Origin of the sequence: Bradyrhizobium sp. WBOS08, from assembly GCF_024585125.1 — a bacterium.
GTDB lineage: Bacteria > Pseudomonadota > Alphaproteobacteria > Rhizobiales > Xanthobacteraceae > Bradyrhizobium > Bradyrhizobium japonicum_B.
In genome coordinates this window covers 5,217,870-5,235,856 of sequence record NZ_CP028988.1, presented here as the reverse complement: position 1 = coordinate 5,235,856, position 17,987 = coordinate 5,217,870, and the positions used below count along the sequence as shown (strand labels likewise).

General features: G+C 64.7%; 16 protein-coding genes. 9 read left to right on the top strand and 7 right to left on the bottom strand.

What is annotated here, in order from left to right:
• Positions 1-110: 110 nt before the first annotated feature.
• From DCM80_RS24465 to DCM80_RS24440, 6 genes are all read left to right on the top strand, one after another.
• A complete protein-coding gene (locus tag DCM80_RS24465) occupies positions 111-1,940 on the top strand; it encodes an IlvD/Edd family dehydratase (protein WP_257194088.1) in 1,830 nt (609 codons plus the stop codon).
• Between the two features lie 132 nt (positions 1,941-2,072).
• Positions 2,073-2,804, top strand: a complete 732-nt coding sequence (locus DCM80_RS24460) for an SDR family oxidoreductase (RefSeq protein ID WP_257194087.1) — start codon at positions 2,073-2,075, stop codon at positions 2,802-2,804.
• Positions 2,805-2,821: 17 nt separating this feature from the next.
• Entirely contained in the window at positions 2,822-3,568 is a 747-nt protein-coding gene (locus DCM80_RS24455; RefSeq protein ID WP_257194086.1) for an SDR family NAD(P)-dependent oxidoreductase, read from the top strand.
• Positions 3,569-3,575: 7 nt separating this feature from the next.
• Positions 3,576-3,968: a GFA family protein gene (locus DCM80_RS24450; RefSeq protein ID WP_257194085.1), complete on the top strand. Its 393-nt coding sequence runs from the start codon at positions 3,576-3,578 to the stop codon at positions 3,966-3,968.
• A gap of 147 nt (positions 3,969-4,115) precedes the next feature.
• Entirely contained in the window at positions 4,116-4,796 is a 681-nt protein-coding gene (locus DCM80_RS24445; protein ID WP_257198035.1) for a site-2 protease family protein, read from the top strand.
• 62 nt (positions 4,797-4,858) lie between these two features.
• The gene (locus tag DCM80_RS24440) at positions 4,859-5,281 is read left to right on the top strand and encodes a hypothetical protein (protein ID WP_028135755.1); all 423 of its coding nucleotides are present in this window, start codon (positions 4,859-4,861) and stop codon (positions 5,279-5,281) included.
• Here DCM80_RS24440 and DCM80_RS24435 read toward each other — a convergent pair.
• The 6 genes from DCM80_RS24435 to DCM80_RS24410 form a co-directional block, all read right to left on the bottom strand.
• Positions 5,269-6,081 (bottom strand): energy transducer TonB, encoded by an 813-nt coding sequence (locus DCM80_RS24435; RefSeq protein ID WP_257194084.1) that lies wholly within the window; start codon positions 6,079-6,081, stop codon positions 5,269-5,271. The genes DCM80_RS24440 and DCM80_RS24435 overlap by 13 nt on opposite strands.
• A gap of 11 nt (positions 6,082-6,092) precedes the next feature.
• Positions 6,093-6,548 carry a TonB system transport protein ExbD gene (gene exbD, locus DCM80_RS24430; protein WP_257194083.1) on the bottom strand — a complete coding sequence of 152 codons (456 nt, stop codon included), beginning with the start codon at positions 6,546-6,548 and terminating at the stop codon, positions 6,093-6,095.
• A 3-nt stretch (positions 6,549-6,551) separates the two neighbouring features.
• Positions 6,552-7,505, bottom strand: a complete 954-nt coding sequence (exbB, locus tag DCM80_RS24425) for a tonB-system energizer ExbB (RefSeq protein WP_257194082.1) — start codon at positions 7,503-7,505, stop codon at positions 6,552-6,554.
• Entirely contained in the window at positions 7,502-8,191 is a 690-nt protein-coding gene (locus DCM80_RS24420; protein ID WP_028135751.1) for a Fe2+-dependent dioxygenase, read from the bottom strand. Before DCM80_RS24420 ends, exbB begins: the two co-directional genes overlap by 4 nt.
• Before the next feature lie 2 nt (positions 8,192-8,193).
• On the bottom strand, positions 8,194-10,596 hold the full coding sequence (locus DCM80_RS24415) for a TonB-dependent siderophore receptor (RefSeq protein WP_257198034.1): 2,403 nt from the start codon (positions 10,594-10,596) through the stop codon (positions 8,194-8,196).
• Positions 10,597-10,818: 222 nt separating this feature from the next.
• Positions 10,819-11,058 (bottom strand): hypothetical protein, encoded by a 240-nt coding sequence (locus DCM80_RS24410; protein WP_257198033.1) that lies wholly within the window; start codon positions 11,056-11,058, stop codon positions 10,819-10,821.
• 382 nt (positions 11,059-11,440) lie between these two features.
• Between DCM80_RS24410 and DCM80_RS24405 the strand changes: the two genes are divergently transcribed.
• The 3 genes from DCM80_RS24405 (at position 11,441) to DCM80_RS24395 (ending at position 16,384) form a co-directional block, all read left to right on the top strand.
• Complete coding sequence (locus DCM80_RS24405; RefSeq protein WP_257194081.1) at positions 11,441-12,610, top strand: efflux RND transporter periplasmic adaptor subunit; 1,170 nt, start codon at positions 11,441-11,443, stop codon at positions 12,608-12,610.
• Positions 12,607-15,753 carry a multidrug efflux RND transporter permease subunit gene (locus tag DCM80_RS24400; protein ID WP_257194080.1) on the top strand — a complete coding sequence of 1,049 codons (3,147 nt, stop codon included), beginning with the start codon at positions 12,607-12,609 and terminating at the stop codon, positions 15,751-15,753. Before DCM80_RS24405 ends, DCM80_RS24400 begins: the two co-directional genes overlap by 4 nt.
• Positions 15,754-15,817: 64 nt before the next feature.
• Complete coding sequence (locus DCM80_RS24395; RefSeq protein ID WP_257194079.1) at positions 15,818-16,384, top strand: invasion associated locus B family protein; 567 nt, start codon at positions 15,818-15,820, stop codon at positions 16,382-16,384.
• Positions 16,385-16,395: 11 nt separating this feature from the next.
• Here the strand turns inward: DCM80_RS24395 and DCM80_RS24390 are convergent, their stop codons facing one another.
• A complete protein-coding gene (locus DCM80_RS24390; protein WP_257198032.1) occupies positions 16,396-17,955 on the bottom strand; it encodes a sulfatase-like hydrolase/transferase in 1,560 nt (519 codons plus the stop codon).
• Between the last annotated feature and the right edge of the window lie 32 nt (positions 17,956-17,987).

Genomic DNA, 17,987 nt, shown 5'->3' with positions numbered 1-17,987 from the left:
GAGGAAACGACCCGCCAGCGGGCCCGCGATCCATCATTCGCGCCGCTGGGCATCGCACAAGCCGAGACCCAGGGACGGACGCCGGTGCGTTTGCATTGCAGGAGAAACCAATGACAAAGAAACCAACCAATGGGCATGCGCCCGCCGGCAACGGCGCGCGACGCCATCTTCGCTCGCAGGAATGGTTCAACAACCCGCATAATCCGGGCATGACCGCGCTCTACATGGAGCGCTATCTCAATTACGGCCTCACCCGCGCCGAGCTGCAGTCCGGCAAGCCGATTATCGGCATCGCCCAGACCGGCAACGACCTCTCTCCCTGCAATCGCCACCATATCGAGCTGGCCCACCGCGTCCGCGAGGGCATCCGCGAGGCCGGCGGCATTGCGATGGAATTCCCGACCCATCCGATTCAGGAGACCGGCAAGCGCCCGACCGCGGCGCTCGACCGCAACCTCGCCTATCTCGGCCTGGTCGAGATTCTCTACGGCTATCCGCTCGACGGCGTCGTGCTCACCACCGGCTGCGACAAGACCACGCCGGCCTGCATGATGGCGGCTGCGACGGTGAACTTGCCCGCGATCGTGCTGTCGGGCGGCCCGATGCTGAACGGCTGGCATGCCGGCGAGCGCACCGGCTCCGGCACCATCGTCTGGAAGTCGCGCGAGCGGCTCGCCGCGGGCGAGATCGACTATGAAGAGTTCATGGAGATCGTGGCCTCATCCGCGCCCTCGGTCGGCCATTGCAACACCATGGGCACCGCCTCGACCATGAACGGGCTTGCCGAAGCGCTCGGCTTCTCGTTGCCGGGCTGCGCGGCGATCCCCGCCCCCTATCGCGAGCGCGGCCAGATCGCCTACGAGACCGGAAAACGCATCGTCGAGATGGTCTGGGCAGACCTCAAGCCTTCGGACATCCTGACCCGCAAGGCGTTCGAGAACTGCATCGTGATCAATTCGGCGATCGGCGGCTCGACCAACGCGCCGATCCACATCAATGCGCTGGCCCGTCACATCGGCGTCGAGCTCACGATCGAGGACTGGCAGAAGGTCGGCCACGACGTGCCGCTCTTGGTCAACATGCAGCCGGCCGGCTTCTATCTCGGCGAGGAATTCCACCGCGCCGGCGGCGTGCCGGCCGTGGTGCGCGAACTGATGAAGCACAAGCGCATCCACGAGGACGCCGTCACGGTCAACGGCCGCGGCATCGGCGAGAACTGCGCCAATGCGCCAAAGCCCGACAACGACGTGATCTGGGCCTACGACAAGCCGCTGGTGAAGGACGCCGGTTTCCTGGTGCTAAAGGGCAATCTGTTCGATTCCGCGATCATGAAGACCTCGGTGATCTCCAAGGAATTCCGCGACCGCTATCTCAGCAACCCGAAGGACCTCAACGCCTTCGAGGGCCGCGCCATCGTGTTCGAGGGCCCGGAGGATTATCACGAGCGGATCGACGATCCCTCGCTCGACATCGACGAGCGCTGCGTGCTGTTCATCCGCGGCACCGGCCCGATCGGCTATCCCGGCGGCGCCGAGGTCGTGAACATGCAGCCGCCGGCGGCGCTGATCAAACGCGGCATCCTGTCCCTGCCCTGCATCGGCGACGGCCGCCAGTCCGGCACCTCGGGCTCGCCCTCGATCCTGAACGCTTCGCCGGAAGCGGCGGCCAACGGCGGCCTTGCGATCCTCAAGACCGGCGACAAGGTGCGCATCGACCTCAACAAGGGCAGCGCCAACATCCTGATCTCGGACGAGGAGCTGAAGAAGCGCCACGCCGAGCTGAAGGCCAGCGGCGGCTTCAAGCATCCGCCGAACCAGACGCCGTGGCAGGAGATCTATCGCAACACCGTCGGCCAGCAATCGACCGGCGCCTGCATGGAGCTCGCCACGCGCTACCAGAACGTCGCCGGCACGTTCGGTGTGGCGCGGGATAATCACTAGGAAAGACCGTCATTCCGGGATGCGCCGTTAGGCGCAGGCCCGGAATCCATACTTCCGATCGTGGTTATGGATTCCGGGCTCGCGACTGCGTCGCGCCCCGGAATGACGGCACTCATTTAAAGGAGAAGAAAAATGGTAGACCGCCTCAAGGGCAAACGCGCCGTCGTCACGGCTGCAGCCGCCGGCATCGGACGCGCCTGCGCCATCGCATTCGCGCGTGAAGGCGCAACCGTCATCGCCACCGACATCAACGAGGCCGGCATCGCGAGCCTGACCAAGGAAGGCATCACTGAAGTCGCCAAGCTCGACGTCCGCAACACCGCCGACGTCAACGCTTTTGCCAAGCGTGTCGGCAAGATCGACATCCTGCTCAATGCAGCGGGCTTCGTGCATCACGGCACCATCCTGGATTGCTCGGAGGAGGATTTCGATTTCTCGTTCGACCTCAACGTCAAGTCGATGCACCGGACCATCAAGGCGTTCCTGCCCGATATGATCGCCGCCGGCGGCGGCAGCATCGTCAACATCTCGTCCTGCGCGGCCTTGAGGCCGCCGGCGAACCGCTACGTCTACAGCTCGTCGAAGGCGGCAGTGTCGCTGCTGTCGCGCGCGGTGGCGCTCGACTTCATCACCAAGGGCATCCGCTGCAACTCGATCTGCCCCGGCACCGTCGAGACGCCCTCGATGCTCGACCGCGCCGCCGCGCAGGGACCGCAGGGCAAGGAGATGTTCATCTCCCGCCAGAAGATGGGCCGGCTCGGCACCGCCGAGGAGATCGCGTCGATGGCGGTCTATCTCGGCAGCGACGAAAGCGCCTTCACCACCGGCGTCGATCTCGTCGTCGACGGCGGCTACATGCTCTGACAGCTGAGGCACCCGGCATGAACAAGATCGATCTCAACGGCCGCGTCGCCGTAGTCACCGGCGGCGCGCAGGGCTTTGGCCGCGCCATCACCGAGCGCTTCGTTGCCTCCGGCGCCAAGGTCGCGATTTGGGATTTCGATGCCGCCCTGGCCGAGAAGACCGCGAAGGAGATCGGCGACAGCGTCCGGGTGTTCAAGGTCGACGTCACCGACACCGCAGGCGTCGAGCAGGCGCGCGATGCGACGCTGGCCGCCTTCGGCAAGATCGACATCCTCGTCAACAATGCCGGCATCGCCGGTGTCAACAAGCCGGTCTGGGAGACGGATCTGGAGGAATGGCGCAAGGTGCTGCGCATCAACCTCGACGGCCCCTTCATCGTCTGCAAGGCTATCGTGCCTGCGATGCTCAAGCAGAAATACGGGCGCATCGTCAACATCGCCTCGATCGCCGGCAAGGAAGGCAATCCGAACGCCTCGCATTATTCGGCGTCCAAGGCCGGCCTGATCGCGCTGACGAAGTCGCTCGGCAAGGAGCTCGCCGCCCACGACATCCTCGTCAACGCGGTGACGCCGGCCGCCGCGAAAACCGCGATCTTCGACCAGATGACGCAGCAGCATATCGACTTCATGCTGTCGAAGATCCCGAAGGCGCGCTTCGTGCTGGTGGAAGAGCTCGCCGCGATGGTGAGCTGGCTGGCCTCGGAGGACTGCGCGTTCTCGACCGGCGCGGTGTTCGACATTTCGGGCGGGCGCGCAACCTATTGAGGATATCATGATCCGGGAAGGTGGATGCCTGTGCGGCGCGGTGCGGTTCAAGGCAGAAGGCGAGCCGCTCAACGTGCGCATCTGCCATTGCCGCATCTGCCAGAAGGCGATGGGCTCGCCCTTCTTCGCCAGAGCCCAGTTCGACCAGCGCGCGCTGACCGTCGACGGCGACACGGAGCGCTACGCCTCCTCGGAGAACATCGACCGGGTGTTCTGCAAGCGCTGCGGCACGCGCCTATTCGCCTGGCGGCGCAATGGCACGCTCGCCGGCGTGTCCCTCTCCGTTTTCGACGATCGCAACGCCTTCGCACCGACCGAGCACATCTGGGTGGCGGAAAAGCCCGCCTGGCTGAAGCTCGATGACGGCTTGGTGCAACATCCGGGGACGATACCCGCGTAAGCCTGCATGGACGGCGTTGCGACTCCGGGGTCCCGTCATCAGCAGCGTGGCATTTCTGGACCGGCCACCCTATGTTGCGCTGAAGCGCTGCTGCACCGCCGGTTCGGCTGGTCTGCAAGGCCGCAGGCTAACCGGGATCAACGAGCCGTGAACATTTCCCTCTACGACCTTTCCGTCTGGGTGCTGCCACTGCTGCTCGCCATCACCTTCCACGAGGCGGCGCACGCCTTCGTCGCGGACCGGCTCGGAGACAGCACGGCCGCGCAGCTCGGCCGCGTCAGCTTCAACCCGATCAAGCATATCGACCCGTTCGGCACCCTGCTCCTGCCGGCGATGCTGTTGTTCGCGCATTCGCCGTTCCTGTTCGGCTATGCCAAGCCGGTGCCGGTGAATTTCCGCAAGCTGAACAACCCGCGGCTCGACATGGTCTGGGTGGCGCTGGCGGGGCCTGCCACCAACATCCTGCTGGCGCTGGCCGCCGCCTTCGCCTTCCATGCCCTGCCCCTGGTGCCGGCGAGCTCGGCGAAATGGGTTGCCGACAACCTCAAGAACACCCTCATCATCAACGCGATCCTGGCGGTCTTCAACATGATGCCGATCCCGCCGCTGGATGGCGGGCGCGTCGCGGTCGGGCTGTTGCCCCGCCCGCTTGCCTTGCCCCTGGCGCGGCTCGAGCCGTTCGGGATGCTGATCCTGATCGGGCTGTTGATCTTGCTGCCTCTTGCGGGTTCCCAGTTCGGTCTAAATCTTGATGTTATTTCAGCGATACTGCGGACGTTGACCGGGCATGTGATTCAGGCTGTTCTCTTCCTGACCGGCAACGCGTAGTTGACGAACGACACCGAACACAAGCCGAAGGGCCAGAGGCCGACTTGGTCAAAGCTGCCGATATGCTGATCGCGCGACGCGCCGACACCCGTGCCCGCGCCGATTTCGCCACCTGGAAGATGATGGCCAAGCTCAACGGGGCGTCCGCTTTGCCCCCGGAGGCCCAGGAATTCCTAGCGAGCTATCAGAACCTGCTGGCGCAGATGAGCGAGGGTGAGGCCACCGAGGCCACCATCGGCGCGATCTACAAGGCCTATTATGCCGAGATGGGCGGCGCGGGAACTGCGCCCGACGTCCGCCCTCGCGCGGCCGAGCCGGCGGCGGACAATGTTACCGCCTTCCGCCGCCCCCCACCCGCGCCGAAGAGGTCCGCCTCCTTCGGGGCGGCGGCATTCGCCGGTCCCCAGAAGCGACCGCTCCCGGTGGCGTTGATCTTCGCGTGCCTGGTCGTGGTCTATGTCGGGATCCGGCTCTACTGGCGCTGAGCGGTCTTCTTCTTTTTCGCGTCCGGCGGCGTGAAGATGATATCGACGGTCCGCTCGAACCGGTCCTCGGTCAGGCCGGCAGGCGGCTGCGGGATGGGATCGGACTTGCGGACGATCGAGACCGCGGCCGCATCGTAAGCGGCGTCCCCGGACGATTCCACGACATCCACCGACAGCACGTTGCCCTTCCGGTTGATCGCGAAGCTCACCTTGACCTTCTGATTGTTGGGATGTCTGCCTTCCGGGTTGATCTTGTGCAGCGACAGATGCGCGCTGATCTTGCGGTTCCAGTCGGCCGTCAGCTTCAGGACGTCCTTGCCGATGCCGATGACGGGCGCCAGCGCCTTCTCGGCCTCGCGCGCATCCTCCTCCAGCGTCTGACGTGCCGTGGCAACCGATTTCGGCGAGGCTTCGGCGGCCGGCGTTTCGACCGCCTGAATCTTCGGATCGTCTTCCGTCGGCTTCTTCGCGTTGTTCTCGGTCACGACGCGGTCGGGATCCTCGACCTCCTGCGGCTGATCCTTCGGAAGCTCCGTCTCCTGGGTCTCGGCCTTCTGCTCGGGAAGCGCCTGCTGCTCCTGCATCGCTTCGCTGTCCGGCCCGGGCGGCAGATCGGTTTCGGGCGCCTTGGGCGATGCCATCTCCACGGCGAACTCGGCGCCGTTCGCACCCAGGCCGTCGCCGTCGTCGTCGGCGCGCAGATGCGCCAGCGCGAGCGCAGCACCGCCCAAATGCAGCGCCAGCGCCGCCACGGCGGCCAGGATCCAGAGCTTGCGGGATGGTCTGGCTTCGTCCGACATAGCGGGCCTTCTCAAGGCTGAGCGGCGCCGGCCGCAGGCGCGCCCGGTGCGCCTTCCAGCGCCACCAGCTTCACCCGCGTATAGCCGCCTGAGCGCAACAGCTCCATGACCCCCATCAACTCCCCATACGGTACCGACTTGTCGGCACGCAGGAACACGTACTTATCCTTGCTCATATCCGACAGGCCGTCGAGCGTCCCGATCAACTCGGCCCGGTGCACCGCGTTTTCTCCGATCGCAAGGGTCAGATCGGGCTTGATGCTGAGATAGGTCGGCTTGTCCGGCTTCTTCTGCGGCGTCGCGCTCGACGTCGGCAGGTCGATCGGCAAATCGACCGTGGAGAGCGGCGCTGCGACCATGAAGATGATCAGCAGCACCAGGATGACGTCGATGAACGGCGTGACGTTGATGTCGTGCGTTTCCGAGAAGTCGTCGTCGTCATCGTTGTCTGCGAGCGAAACGGCCATGGTTCACTCCGCTGCGCGCGAATGCACGCTGCCGTGGCTGCGGTCGAGATCGCGCGAGAGCAGCCGTCCAGCCGCCCCCGAGGCGCGGCTGACGAGCTCGAGATAGCCCTTCGTCACGCGCGAGAAGTGGTTGTAGATGATGACGGCGGGGATCGCCGCGACGAGGCCGATCGCGGTGGCGAGCAGCGCCTCGGCGATGCCGGGCGCGACGACGGCGAGGTTCGTGGTCTGCGACTTCGAGATGCCGATGAAGCTGTTCATGATGCCCCAGACCGTGCCGAACAGGCCGACGAAGGGCGACGTGGAGCCGATGGTCGCGAGCACGCCCATGCCGATCCGGATGCGGCGCGCCTCGGCGCGCACGATCTCGGAAAAGCTGGAGGCCGCACGCTCCTTGATGCCGGCATCGCTGGACAGGCCGGCCGACATCCGCGCCTCGCGCAGGGCCGCCGCCAGGAAGGACGACAGCACGCCCTGCTTGGGGCCGAGCGCCATCTGCGCTTCGGCCAGGGAGCGCGTCTCGGCAATCTTCTTCAGGGCCGAGCGAAGCCTGGTGGAGGCGACCGACAGCTCGATCGACTTGGCGATGAAAACGGTCCAGGTCATCAGCGATGCGAAGGCGAGCCCGATCATCACCGCCTTCACGATGACGTCGGCCGACATGAACATGACCCAGGGCGACAGCTCCTTCATCGCCGGCGCGACAGCGGAGGCGGTCTCGGACTTTGCGGGCGCCGGAGCGGCGGCCACGGACGGGGCTGCCGGCGCGGTCGCCGTCGAAGCCGCAGGTGTCGAGGGTGCAGCCGCCGGGGACGGGCTGGCCACGGGCGGCTGAGATGCCTGCTGCGCTGCGGCCGCGGGCGGGGTCTGTGTCTGGGCGGAAACAGGGGTCGCGAGCCAGGCGGCCATCAGCATGACGGCTGCGGCAAGGCTTGCTTGGAAGGTCATGGTCTTCATACTTCGGCCCAGTAGCGAATGAGGTTGTGATAGATACCCGTCAATTTGACCGTTTCGGGATCGTCACGCCCGAGCCGCTCCACCAGCGCCTGTATCGCGGTGTCCAAGTCAAAGATCATGCTCCGGGCTTGATCGTCCCGTATCATGCTCTGAAGCCAGAAGAAAGACGCAACCCGCGTTCCCCGCGTCACGGGGGTGACGAGATGGAGGCTGGTCGAGGGATAGAGCACACAATCGCCGGCCGGCAATTTGACTTCGTGAGAGCCGTAGGTGTCCTCGATCACAAGTTCGCCACCATCGTACTCTTCCGGCTCAGCGAGGAACAGCGTCACCGACAGGTCTGTGCGGATGCGCAGGCCGGTCAGACGGTCGCCGCGGATCGCGTTGTCGACATGCAGGCCGAAATGATGGCCGCTGCTCGCCGCATAGCGATTGAACAGCGGCGGGAAGATTTGGAGCGGAACCGCCGCCGCAATGAAGCGCGGGTTGGACGTCAGCGCCGAGATGATGCGATTGCCGAGCTTGCGCGCGACCTCACTGTCCGGCGGCAATTGCTCGTTGCGCTTGACCATGGCCGACTGCGCGCCCGCGGTGGAACGCCCGTCCTCCCATTCGCTGGCGTCCATGATGCGGCGGAAATCCGCCACATCATCCTTGCCGAGAACGCCTGGCAGGCACGTCAACATGATCAGAACTTCGCTGTGGTCACGACATAGAAAGCCCTTCCCGGCGCCACCGCCACGAAAGGAACTGCGCTGCGATAGAACGAGTCGTAATAGAGCTTGTTGGTCAGGTTCTGCGCGTAGAACTTCATGGTCCAGTTCTTGTCGATCTTCTTCTCGACGAACGCATCGAAGCGCCAATAGCTCGGCAACTCGTTGGTGTTGGCCGCGAACGTGCCGCCATAGACCTTGGAACGGTACACCGCCTGACCGCCAAGCTCCCAGCCGTCGTCGAACTTGTACTTGGTCAGCATGCTGAACGATTGATGGGCAATGTTGGCCAGTTGCAGCCCGAGATTCGAAGCAACGCCGCTCTGCGTGACCTTGGACTGCATCAGCACCAGGCCGCCGAAGATGCTCCAGCGATCGGTGATCTTGCCCTCGGCTTCGATGTCGATGCCCTGGATCCTGTAGGCAGCGCCCGAGGTCAGCAGACCGTTGACGGTCTCGCGCGCGTTGTCCTTGGTGGTCTGGAACAGCGCACCGGTGACCAGCAGGTGGCGATCGGCAAGCTCCCATTTGGTGCCGATCTCGATCGCCTTGTTGCGCTCGGGCCCGAGCAAGATGGTTGAGTTGGCGGGAACGCCGCCGTACTCGGTGCCGGTCGCGTCGAGCTCGGAGCCGAACGGATTGGCCGAGGTCGCGTAGGCGCCATAGATGCTGCCGATCGACATCGGCTTGTAGACCAGGCCGACGTTGTAGTTCACCAGATCGGAGCTCTGCTTCACATATTGCGGACCGTTGTTCGACGCGCTCTGGCTGTAGCCGTCGTAGCGCACGCCGCCGTTGACGATGACCGTGTCCTGCCAGTTCGCGGTGTCCATGACATACACGCTGGTCGTGTTGACGCCATAGCGTGTCGGATTGCCCATCAGCGACGGTATGCCGAAGGGAATGTAGGTGTATTGCGGGGCGTAGAGATTGACCCCCGTCACCGCGCCATTGCTGGTAAACGCGGAACCGGACAGTTCGGAGGCGAGGCCGGCATAGCGATCAATCGAAATGTTCTCGTTCGAATATTCGATGCCGAACACCGCCGTGTGCTTGACCCCGCCGGTGTCGAGCTTGAACGTGGCCTCGTTCTGATTGGCCCACACGTCCACGTTCTGGTAGCGGCTCTGCGCGCTCGCCGTCGTGGTCCAGAGCAGCGGATTGGGACTGGTGGTGTTCGGATTCTGCGGCAGCGTGCCGATATAGTTGAGCAGCGAGTGCTCGCCGCGCACCTTGCTGGTCAGCGTAATGGCCTCGTTGACCTTGTACTCGATGATGCCGGTGCCGAAATCCTGCCGCGCGGTCTGGAAATCGCGGTTGAGGAAGCCGTACCAGTTTTGACGCGGAATGCCGGCCGAGGTCACCGGCACGTTGCCCTGCCTGTAGTAAGGCACGCCGAAATCCGGATAACCGCTGAGGTCGGTGTGGACGTAGTTCGTCGTGATCTTGATGTCGTTGGTCGGCGTGTACTTGGTCGAGATGAAGCTGCCCCAGCGATTATCGGTCACGTGGTCGCGGCCGGCGACGTTGGCGTCCTGGAACAAACCGCCGGCACGAACCGAGAAGGTCGGGTCGATGACCTGGTTGACGTCGAGCGTGACGCGCTTGGTCATGTCGGTGCCGAATTCGGAGTCCACGCGCTGGAAGTTGCGATTTCCGGCCTGCTTGGTGACGATGTTGATGGCGCCACCGGCAGTGCCGCGGCCGGCGTAGGACGATGCCGGCCCGCGCAGGATCTCGATCTGCTCGGTGAAGAAGTTCTCGCGAATGGACACGGCGGGATCGCGGATGCCGTCGATGAAGACGTCGTTGCGCGCGTCGAAGCCGCGGATGAAGAAGCGGTCCCCGAACGCGTTGCCGCCCTCACCCGAGCCCAGCGTCACGCCCGCGGTCGAGCGGCCGATCTCCTTCAGGGTCGTGGCGTTCTTGTCCTCCAGCACTTCCTTGCTGAGCACCGTGATGGACTTCGGCGTATTCAGCATCTTCTCGGGAAACTTGCCCGAGGCCTGGACGTGGTCGACCTTGTAGGGCGCGGCCGGATCGGCATAGGGATTGCCGTCGGGAGCGCCTGACGGCGTCGTCGGCGCCGTCTGTTGCGCCGCCTGCTCGCGTTGCGCGGCGCGGCGAATCGCGTTGCGGGCGCGGACCTGCTCCGGCGAGGGCTTCGATGCCGTCGGACGCGGCCGCTCGATCGGTGCGTCGACGGTCACCGGCGGCAGGTTCGACTGCTGCGCCTGCGCGCCGCTCGACACCGATGCCGCTGCGATCAAGCTCGCAACCGCTGAAACCTTCTTGCCGGAAACGCCCGCGAATTTCTCATCCACCAGATCGAATGCTGCGACCGAACGCAACGACCTCGGTGCGACCACCTGCCCCATTACCAAACGCCCCATCTTCCTGTTCGCTCATCCTCTTCGGCGAGCAATGAGCGTTGGTATCGGCCGCAAAATAGCGGGTCAATGCGAGCACCTCGCAAGAACCCTTGAATCGATCCAGATCAAAACAATTCTAAACTATAGTTTGAAACCGTTCTAAACTACGATTGGACTCGTTCTAAGAAGCGCGTCGCTCGCCGCGCAATCGCAGCCTCCCTCACAGCATCAATCGCTGCTTGGCGGCTTCATCAGCGAAAACAATTCGTCGACGGTTTTCTGAGCGACGGCGCGCACGCGTTCGGTGCTGTCCATGCCCGCAATGTTGACGCCGTTCACCACGGCTTTGATCTCGTCCCGGAAGTCGGTGAGGAAGCGCAAGGGATCACGTTGCTCGTTGGCCACCCGCGCGATCAATCCCGTGATCAGAATCTGACACGCGATCAGCTTGCCGTTCAATTCGTCCATGCTGCGCTCCATTGCTGGCGCGCCGATATGAATGATGTCGGAATTGCTGACAACCGAAACGGCGTCCGCGCGATTTAGAACCGTTCTTGTCGGTCGCGCGAGCGGGGTCGGCTGCGCCGTCGGCTCGAGCACACCGTCTGCTGGTATCATCCAAGAGGCATCGTCCAGGACTTGCCGCCGATCGCCCCGCCCGCGAAAATGCAGCGCTGCACAGTGCCGCGCCAGAGCACTGCCCACACGGTGCAAAGCTTTCCAATTGTTTAGGATTATCAACGGATAGTGCTGTTTACACTGGAACTTGGCGTGTATTATACAACGCGCTGGAACCCTGCGATTGCCCTGTCATTCTCAGCTGAGGGCATACGAGCCGACACGAGACGAGATGAAAAAGTCCCGGCCGATCCTCTGGCTTCTGATCATCGCGGCCGTGGCCTCCGCGGGTTACTATGGTTGGCAGAAATTCGGACCTGGAGCCGGAAAAACCCAGACCGCCCAGAAGAGTCCACCGCGACCGCCCGCCGTCCCCGTCAGCGTTGCGCCGGTCCAGAAGATCGACTTCCCGGTCTACCTGACCGGTCTCGGCACGGTTCAGGGTTTCAACACCGTCCAAGTCCGCAGCCGGGTGGACGGGCAGATCGACAAGCTCACCTTCAAGGAAGGCCAGATCGTCCAGCAGGGCGAGCTTCTGGTCTCGATCGATCCCCGTCCCTATCTGGCGACGCTCGACCAGGCCAAGGCCAAGAAGGCGCAGGATGAGGCGAGCCTCGCCAACGCCAATCTCGAGCTTCAGCGCGCCATGAAGCTCGGCGAATTCGCGACCGCGCAGCGGGTCGACACCCAGCGCTCGACCGTGGCCCAGCTCACCGCCCAGATCGCCGCCGACGAAGCCGCGATTGCCAACGCCCAAACCCAGCTCGACTACACCCAGGTCAAGGCACCGATTACCGGCGTCGCCGGCCTGCGCCAGGTCGACGTCGGCAACATCGTCAACGCCTCGACGCAGACGGGTATCGTCACGATCTCGCAGGTCGAGCCGATCTCCGTGATCTTCACCGCGCCGGAAGACCAGCTCCCCTACATCAGCGAAGGCCAGAAGAGCGGCCCGCTCAAGGTGATCGCTTTCACCACCGACGGCAAGAAGACGCTGGCCGAGGGCAAGCTCGCAGTCATCAACAACCAGGTCGACACCAGCAGCGGGACGATCAGGCTCAAGGCCGTGTTCGAGAACAAGGACCACGCGCTGTGGCCGGGCCAATCGGTCTCGACGCGGCTTCTGGTGCGGACGCTGAAGGATGCGACCGTGGTTCCGGACGACGCGGTCCAGCACTCCACCAACGGCCTCTACGCCTACACCGTCAATCAGGACAACAAGGCCGAGCTGCACAAGGTCAAGGTCAGCTATGCCATCGACGGACGTTCGGTGATCGAAGAAGGCTTGAGCCCGGGGCAGCAGGTGATCACCGGCGGCCAGTTCAAGGTGCAGCCCGGAAGCCTGGTCTCGACGGCGATGGCGAGTTCGAACCCGACCCAGAACAAGGTGCGACAGGAATGACCGAGGGCGGGATTTCGGCACCTTTCATCCGTTATCCCATCGGCACCTCGCTGCTGATGGCCGGCATCCTCTTTGTCGGTCTCGTCGCCTATCCCCTGCTTCCGGTCGCACCGCTGCCGCAGGTCGACTTCCCGACCATCCAGATCACCGCCAATTTGCCGGGCGGCAGCCCCGAGACGATGGCCTCGTCCGTGGCCCAGCCGCTGGAGCGCCAGTTCGCCCAGATCCCCGGCATCGCCCAGATGACCTCGACGAGCTATCTCGGCACCGCGTCGATCACCATCCAGTTCGACCTCAACCGCAGCATCGACGGCGCCGCCAACGACGTGCAGGGCGCCATCAACGCCGCCAGCGGCCAGTTGCCGAAGAACCTGCCCTCGCCGCCGACCTACCGCAAGGTCAACCCGGCCGACGCGCCGATCCTGTTGCTGTCGGCGACATCGGATACGCTGCCTCTGACCAGCGTCAGCGACGCGGTCGATGCCCAGCTCGCCCAGCAGATCAGTCAGCTGTCGGGCGTGGCGCAGGTCTTCATCGGCGGCCAGCAGAAACCTTCCATCCGCATCCAGGTCGACCCCGCCAAGCTGGTCGCCAAGGGCCTGTCGATGGAGGACGTCCGAAGCCAGATCGCGATCACCACCGTCGACAGTCCCAAGGGCAATATCGACGGCGAGAAGCGCGCCTACACGATCTACGCCAACGACCAGCTCACGCAGGCGAAGGACTGGAACGACGTCATCATCGCCTATCGCAACGGCGGTCCCTTGCGAATCCGCGACGTCGGCCGGGCGGTCAGTGCCGCCGAAGACGCCAAGCAGGCGGCCTGGGCCAACGGCAAGCGCGGCGTGTTCCTGGTGATCTTCAAGCAGCCCGGGGCCAACGTCATCGAGACCGTCGACCGGATCAAGGCGACCTTGCCGCGCCTCGTGGCAGCGATCCCGCCCGCGATCAAGATCGAGCTCATCAGCGACCGTACCACGACCATCCGCGCGGCGGTCGAGGACGTCCAGTTCACGCTGCTGCTGACCATCGCCCTCGTGGTCATGGTGATCTTCATCTTCCTGCGCAGCTTCTGGGCGACGGTCATTCCTACCGTCACGGTTCCACTGGCGCTGCTGGGCGCGTGCGCTTTGATGTGGCCGGTCGGCTATTCGCTCGACAATCTGTCGCTGATGGCGCTCACCATCGCGGTCGGTTTCGTGGTCGACGACGCCATCGTCATGCTCGAGAACATCACCCGCTACATCGAGGAAGGCGACTCGCCGATGGAGGCCGCCTTCAAGGGCTCCAAGGAGATCGGCTTCACCATCGTCTCGATCAGCATCTCGCTGGTGGCGGTGCTGATCCCGTTGCTGTTGATGGGCGGCATCATCGGCCGCCTGTTCCGCGAATTCGCCGTCGTGCTGGCGATGACCATTTTCGTCTCGATGTTCGTGTCGCTGACCCTGACGCCGATGATGGCCTCGCGCTTCCTGCGTGCCCATGGCGAGGTGCAGCACGGCCGCTTCTATCAATGGAGCGAGCGCGCCTTCGACGCGATGCTGCGCGGCTACGAATACGTCCTCGATCACGCCCTCGCCTGGCGGCGCACCACGCTTGCGATTTTCTTCGCCACGCTCGGACTGTCGATCTACCTGTTCGTCCTGATCCCAAAGGGCTTCTTCCCGCAGCAGGACGTCGGCCTGATCACCGCCACCTCGGAAGCCTCGCAGGACATCTCGTTCAAGGAGATGACCCGGCGCCAGGAACAGCTCGGCAAGATCATCCTGGCCGATCCCGACGTCGCCAGCGTCGCCATGTCGATCGGCGGCAGCGGCCGTGCCGGCAACAACGGCAATATCTTCATCACGCTGAAGCCCCGCGACCAGCGCGAGGCCTCGGCGCAGCAGATCATCGCGCGGCTGCGTCCCCAGTTCGACAAGGTCGAGGGCGCCCGCCTCTACATGCAGGCAGCCCAGGACGTGCGGCTCGGCGGCCGGCCGACGCGTACGCAGTTCGAATTCACGCTGCAGGACGCCAATCTGGAAGAGCTCAACGAATGGGCGCCCAAGATCCTCGCCAAGATGCAGACGCTGCCGGAGCTGCGCGACGTCGCGACCGACCAGCAGACGCAGGGCACCACCGTCCAGCTCAAGATCAACCGCGATACCGCCTCACGTTACGGCATCCAGCCGCAGCTGATCGACGACACGCTGTATGACGCCTTCGGACAGCGGCAAGTCACGCAATATTTCACCCAGCTCAACACCTACAAGGTGATCCTGGAAATCCTGCCGGAGATGCAGGGCAATCTCGACAGCCTCAACAAGCTTTACCTCAAATCGCCGCTGACCGGCGACCAGGTGCCGCTGTCGACGTTCGCGACCTGGACCACCGATCCGGTCCGTCCGCTCTCGATCAGCCATCAGGGCCAGTTCCCGTCGATCACCATCAGCTTCAACCTCGCGCAAGGCGTCGCGCTCGGCCAGGCGACCGAGGCGGTGCAGAAGGCGATGGCCGATCTCGGCGCGCCGCCGACGCTCAATTCGAGCTTCCAAGGCACCGCGCAGGCGTTCCAGCAGTCGCTCGGCACCGTGCCGCTCTTGATCCTCGCCGCGCTCGTCGTGGTCTACCTGGTCCTCGGCATCCTCTACGAGAGCTACATCCATCCGATCACGATTCTGTCGACGCTGCCCTCGGCCGGTGTCGGCGCGCTCGCGATCCTGATGGCGGCCGGCTTCGACTTCAGCCTGATCGCGCTGATCGGCATCATCCTGCTGATCGGCATCGTGAAGAAGAACGGCATCATGATGGTCGATTTCGCGATCGCAGCGGAACGCGACGAGCACAAGACGCCGGAGGAATCGATCCGCCAGGCCGCGCTGCTGCGCTTCCGCCCCATCATGATGACGACGATGGCCGCGCTGCTCGGCGGCGTGCCTCTGATGCTCGGCCACGGCACCGGCGCCGAGATCCGCCAGCCGCTCGGCTACGCCATGGTCGGCGGCCTGATCGTCAGCCAGGCGCTGACGCTGTTCACCACGCCCGTGGTCTATCTCTATCTCGACGAACTCAACAACTGGTTCTCGACCTGGGGCCGTTCGGGTGACGACGAAGGCGACGAGGCACCCGCGCCCGGCACGGTCAAGGAAGCCGCCGAGTAAGCTTGCGCCGCGGCCGCCACGACGCTACAGCGAGGCCCTCGGTTAACGTCAACGTGGTTTCGCCATGCCCATGCAATCCAGACTTGCCGCTCTCGCCGCCGCCATCCTGTTGTCGACGGCCGCCGCGCAGGCCCAGCAGAGCGCGAAGAAGAACGCAGCGCCTGCCCCGGCCGCGCAGCCCACGCCCGCGCCGACGCAAGCACAGGCTGACGGTGCTCCCGGGCAGCCCGGCTGGATCGTCCGTTGCACCAGCGCCAGCCGCGAGGCCCCGCTCGAATGCGCGATGGAGCAGAACGCGGTGCTGACCAAGACCGGCCAGACCGTCGTCCTGATCAACATCCGCATCGCGCCCGACACCCGCACGCCGATCGCGCTGCTGCAATTGCCGCTCGGCCTCAACCTTCCCGTCGGTGGCAAGCTCCAGGTCGACGAAGGCAAGACGTTCGATCTCCAGATCCAGACCTGCGAGAACCGCGGCTGCTACGCCTCGACCCCGATCGCAGCGGACCTGCTCGCAGCTTTGAGGGCCGGCAAGCAGTTGAAGGTCTCGTTCCAGAACATGGCCAAGGAGACGATCGCGATCCCGATGCCGCTGGGCGATTTCGCGGCCGCCTACGACAAGATCAAGTAGCTCGCCTCTCGCTACTGCCGCGCCATCTGGGCGTTGCCGACGGCTTCGCCGTCGAGCTTCTGGTCGTCATGCATGGTAACCGTGACGCGCAGCAGCCGTCCCCCGTACTCGAACGGCGCCTCGTAATGTGACACGGGGCTGCCGCGGTCGCGGCCGATGTCGAGTCCGGACCACGAGATCAGCGTGTGAAATCCGAGCTGGGTCTTCAGCGAGCCCGCCGGCTCGCCGTCGATCAGCAGCGTGTAGGCGCTGATGCCGGTGCGCGCGCCCTTGGCCGGCGGCTCCTTACGCACGAGCCGTTCGACGCGCACGCCGAGCCGCCGCGCGCCCGAGGGCACCTTGCGGTCCGATCGGACGATCTGGTGGCTGCCGCCGATGTTGAGATCGTGCACGAGATGGCCATCGCTGACATAGAGGCTATAGCCCGAGGTCGCGTCGCCGTGCGAGATCAGCACGCCGTCTGCGCCGGGCTCATCGATCTCGACATGCGCCTCGATCGTGTAGCTGCGGCTGCGCACGTCGGGCGCGACGTCGGTCGGGACGTGCCCCATGCCGGCGTGGAAGACGAAACGATGGCGCGCCCCGTGGAAGCGCGCGGCATTCTCCGCAAAGCGCGGCCCGAAGCGGTCGTCGAGGGGCAGCACGTTGTGCTTCTCGGCTTCTTCCCACCACGCCGCGATCATCCGGCCGAGGCGCTCCGGCTCAGCTGCCGCAAGGTCGTTGGTCTCGGAGAAATCCGCATCCAGGTGAAACAGCTCCCATTTGTCGTTCTCGAACGGTGTGCCCGACGGATGAAAGGCGACTGCCTTCCACCCCGCCTGCCACAGACCGCGATGGCCGAACATCTCGAAATATTGCGGTGAGCTTTTTGACGGCGCGGACGCGTCCGTGATCGACCGCGCAAAGCTCTCGCCCTCGAGCGGCATCTGCCGGCAACCCGCGATATTGGTGGGAGCCTCGATACCGATCAGCTCCAGCAGCGTCGGCGTGAGGTCGCAGGCGTGGACGAACTGGTGCCGCAGCTCGCCTTTGGCCGCAATCCTCTTCGGCCAGTTGATGACGAAGGGATCGCGGATGCCGCCGCCATGAGTGTTCTGCTTGTAGCGCCGCAGCGGCGTATTGGACGCCATCGCCCAGCCATGCGGGAAATTGCTGTGGGTGTCGGGCCCGCCGATGTCGTCGATGCGGACGAGCTTCTCCGCGATCGGCTCCGGCTTGAAATTGAACGGCCCCATCGCGTTGACGAAGCCAAGCGGCCCGCCCTCCTGGCTCGCGCCATTGTCGGACATCACGATGATCACGGTGTTGTCGCGGATGCCGGCCGTGTCGAGGAATGCGATAAGCCGCGCAAGATGCCGGTCGGAATGATCGAGCATGCCGGCGAAGGCCGCCTGCAGGCGGGTGAAGATGCGGCGCTCGTCGGCCGAATGCTCGTCCCAGGCCTTCACACCGTCATTGCGCGCCGGCATCCGCGTATCCTCCGGCACCAGCCCCATCGCCTTCTGACGCGCGAGACGCTGCTCCCGCTCGACGTCCCAGCCGTGGGCGAAGGCGGCGTCATAGCTCCGGATGATGTCGGCCGGCGCTTGATGCGGCGCGTGGC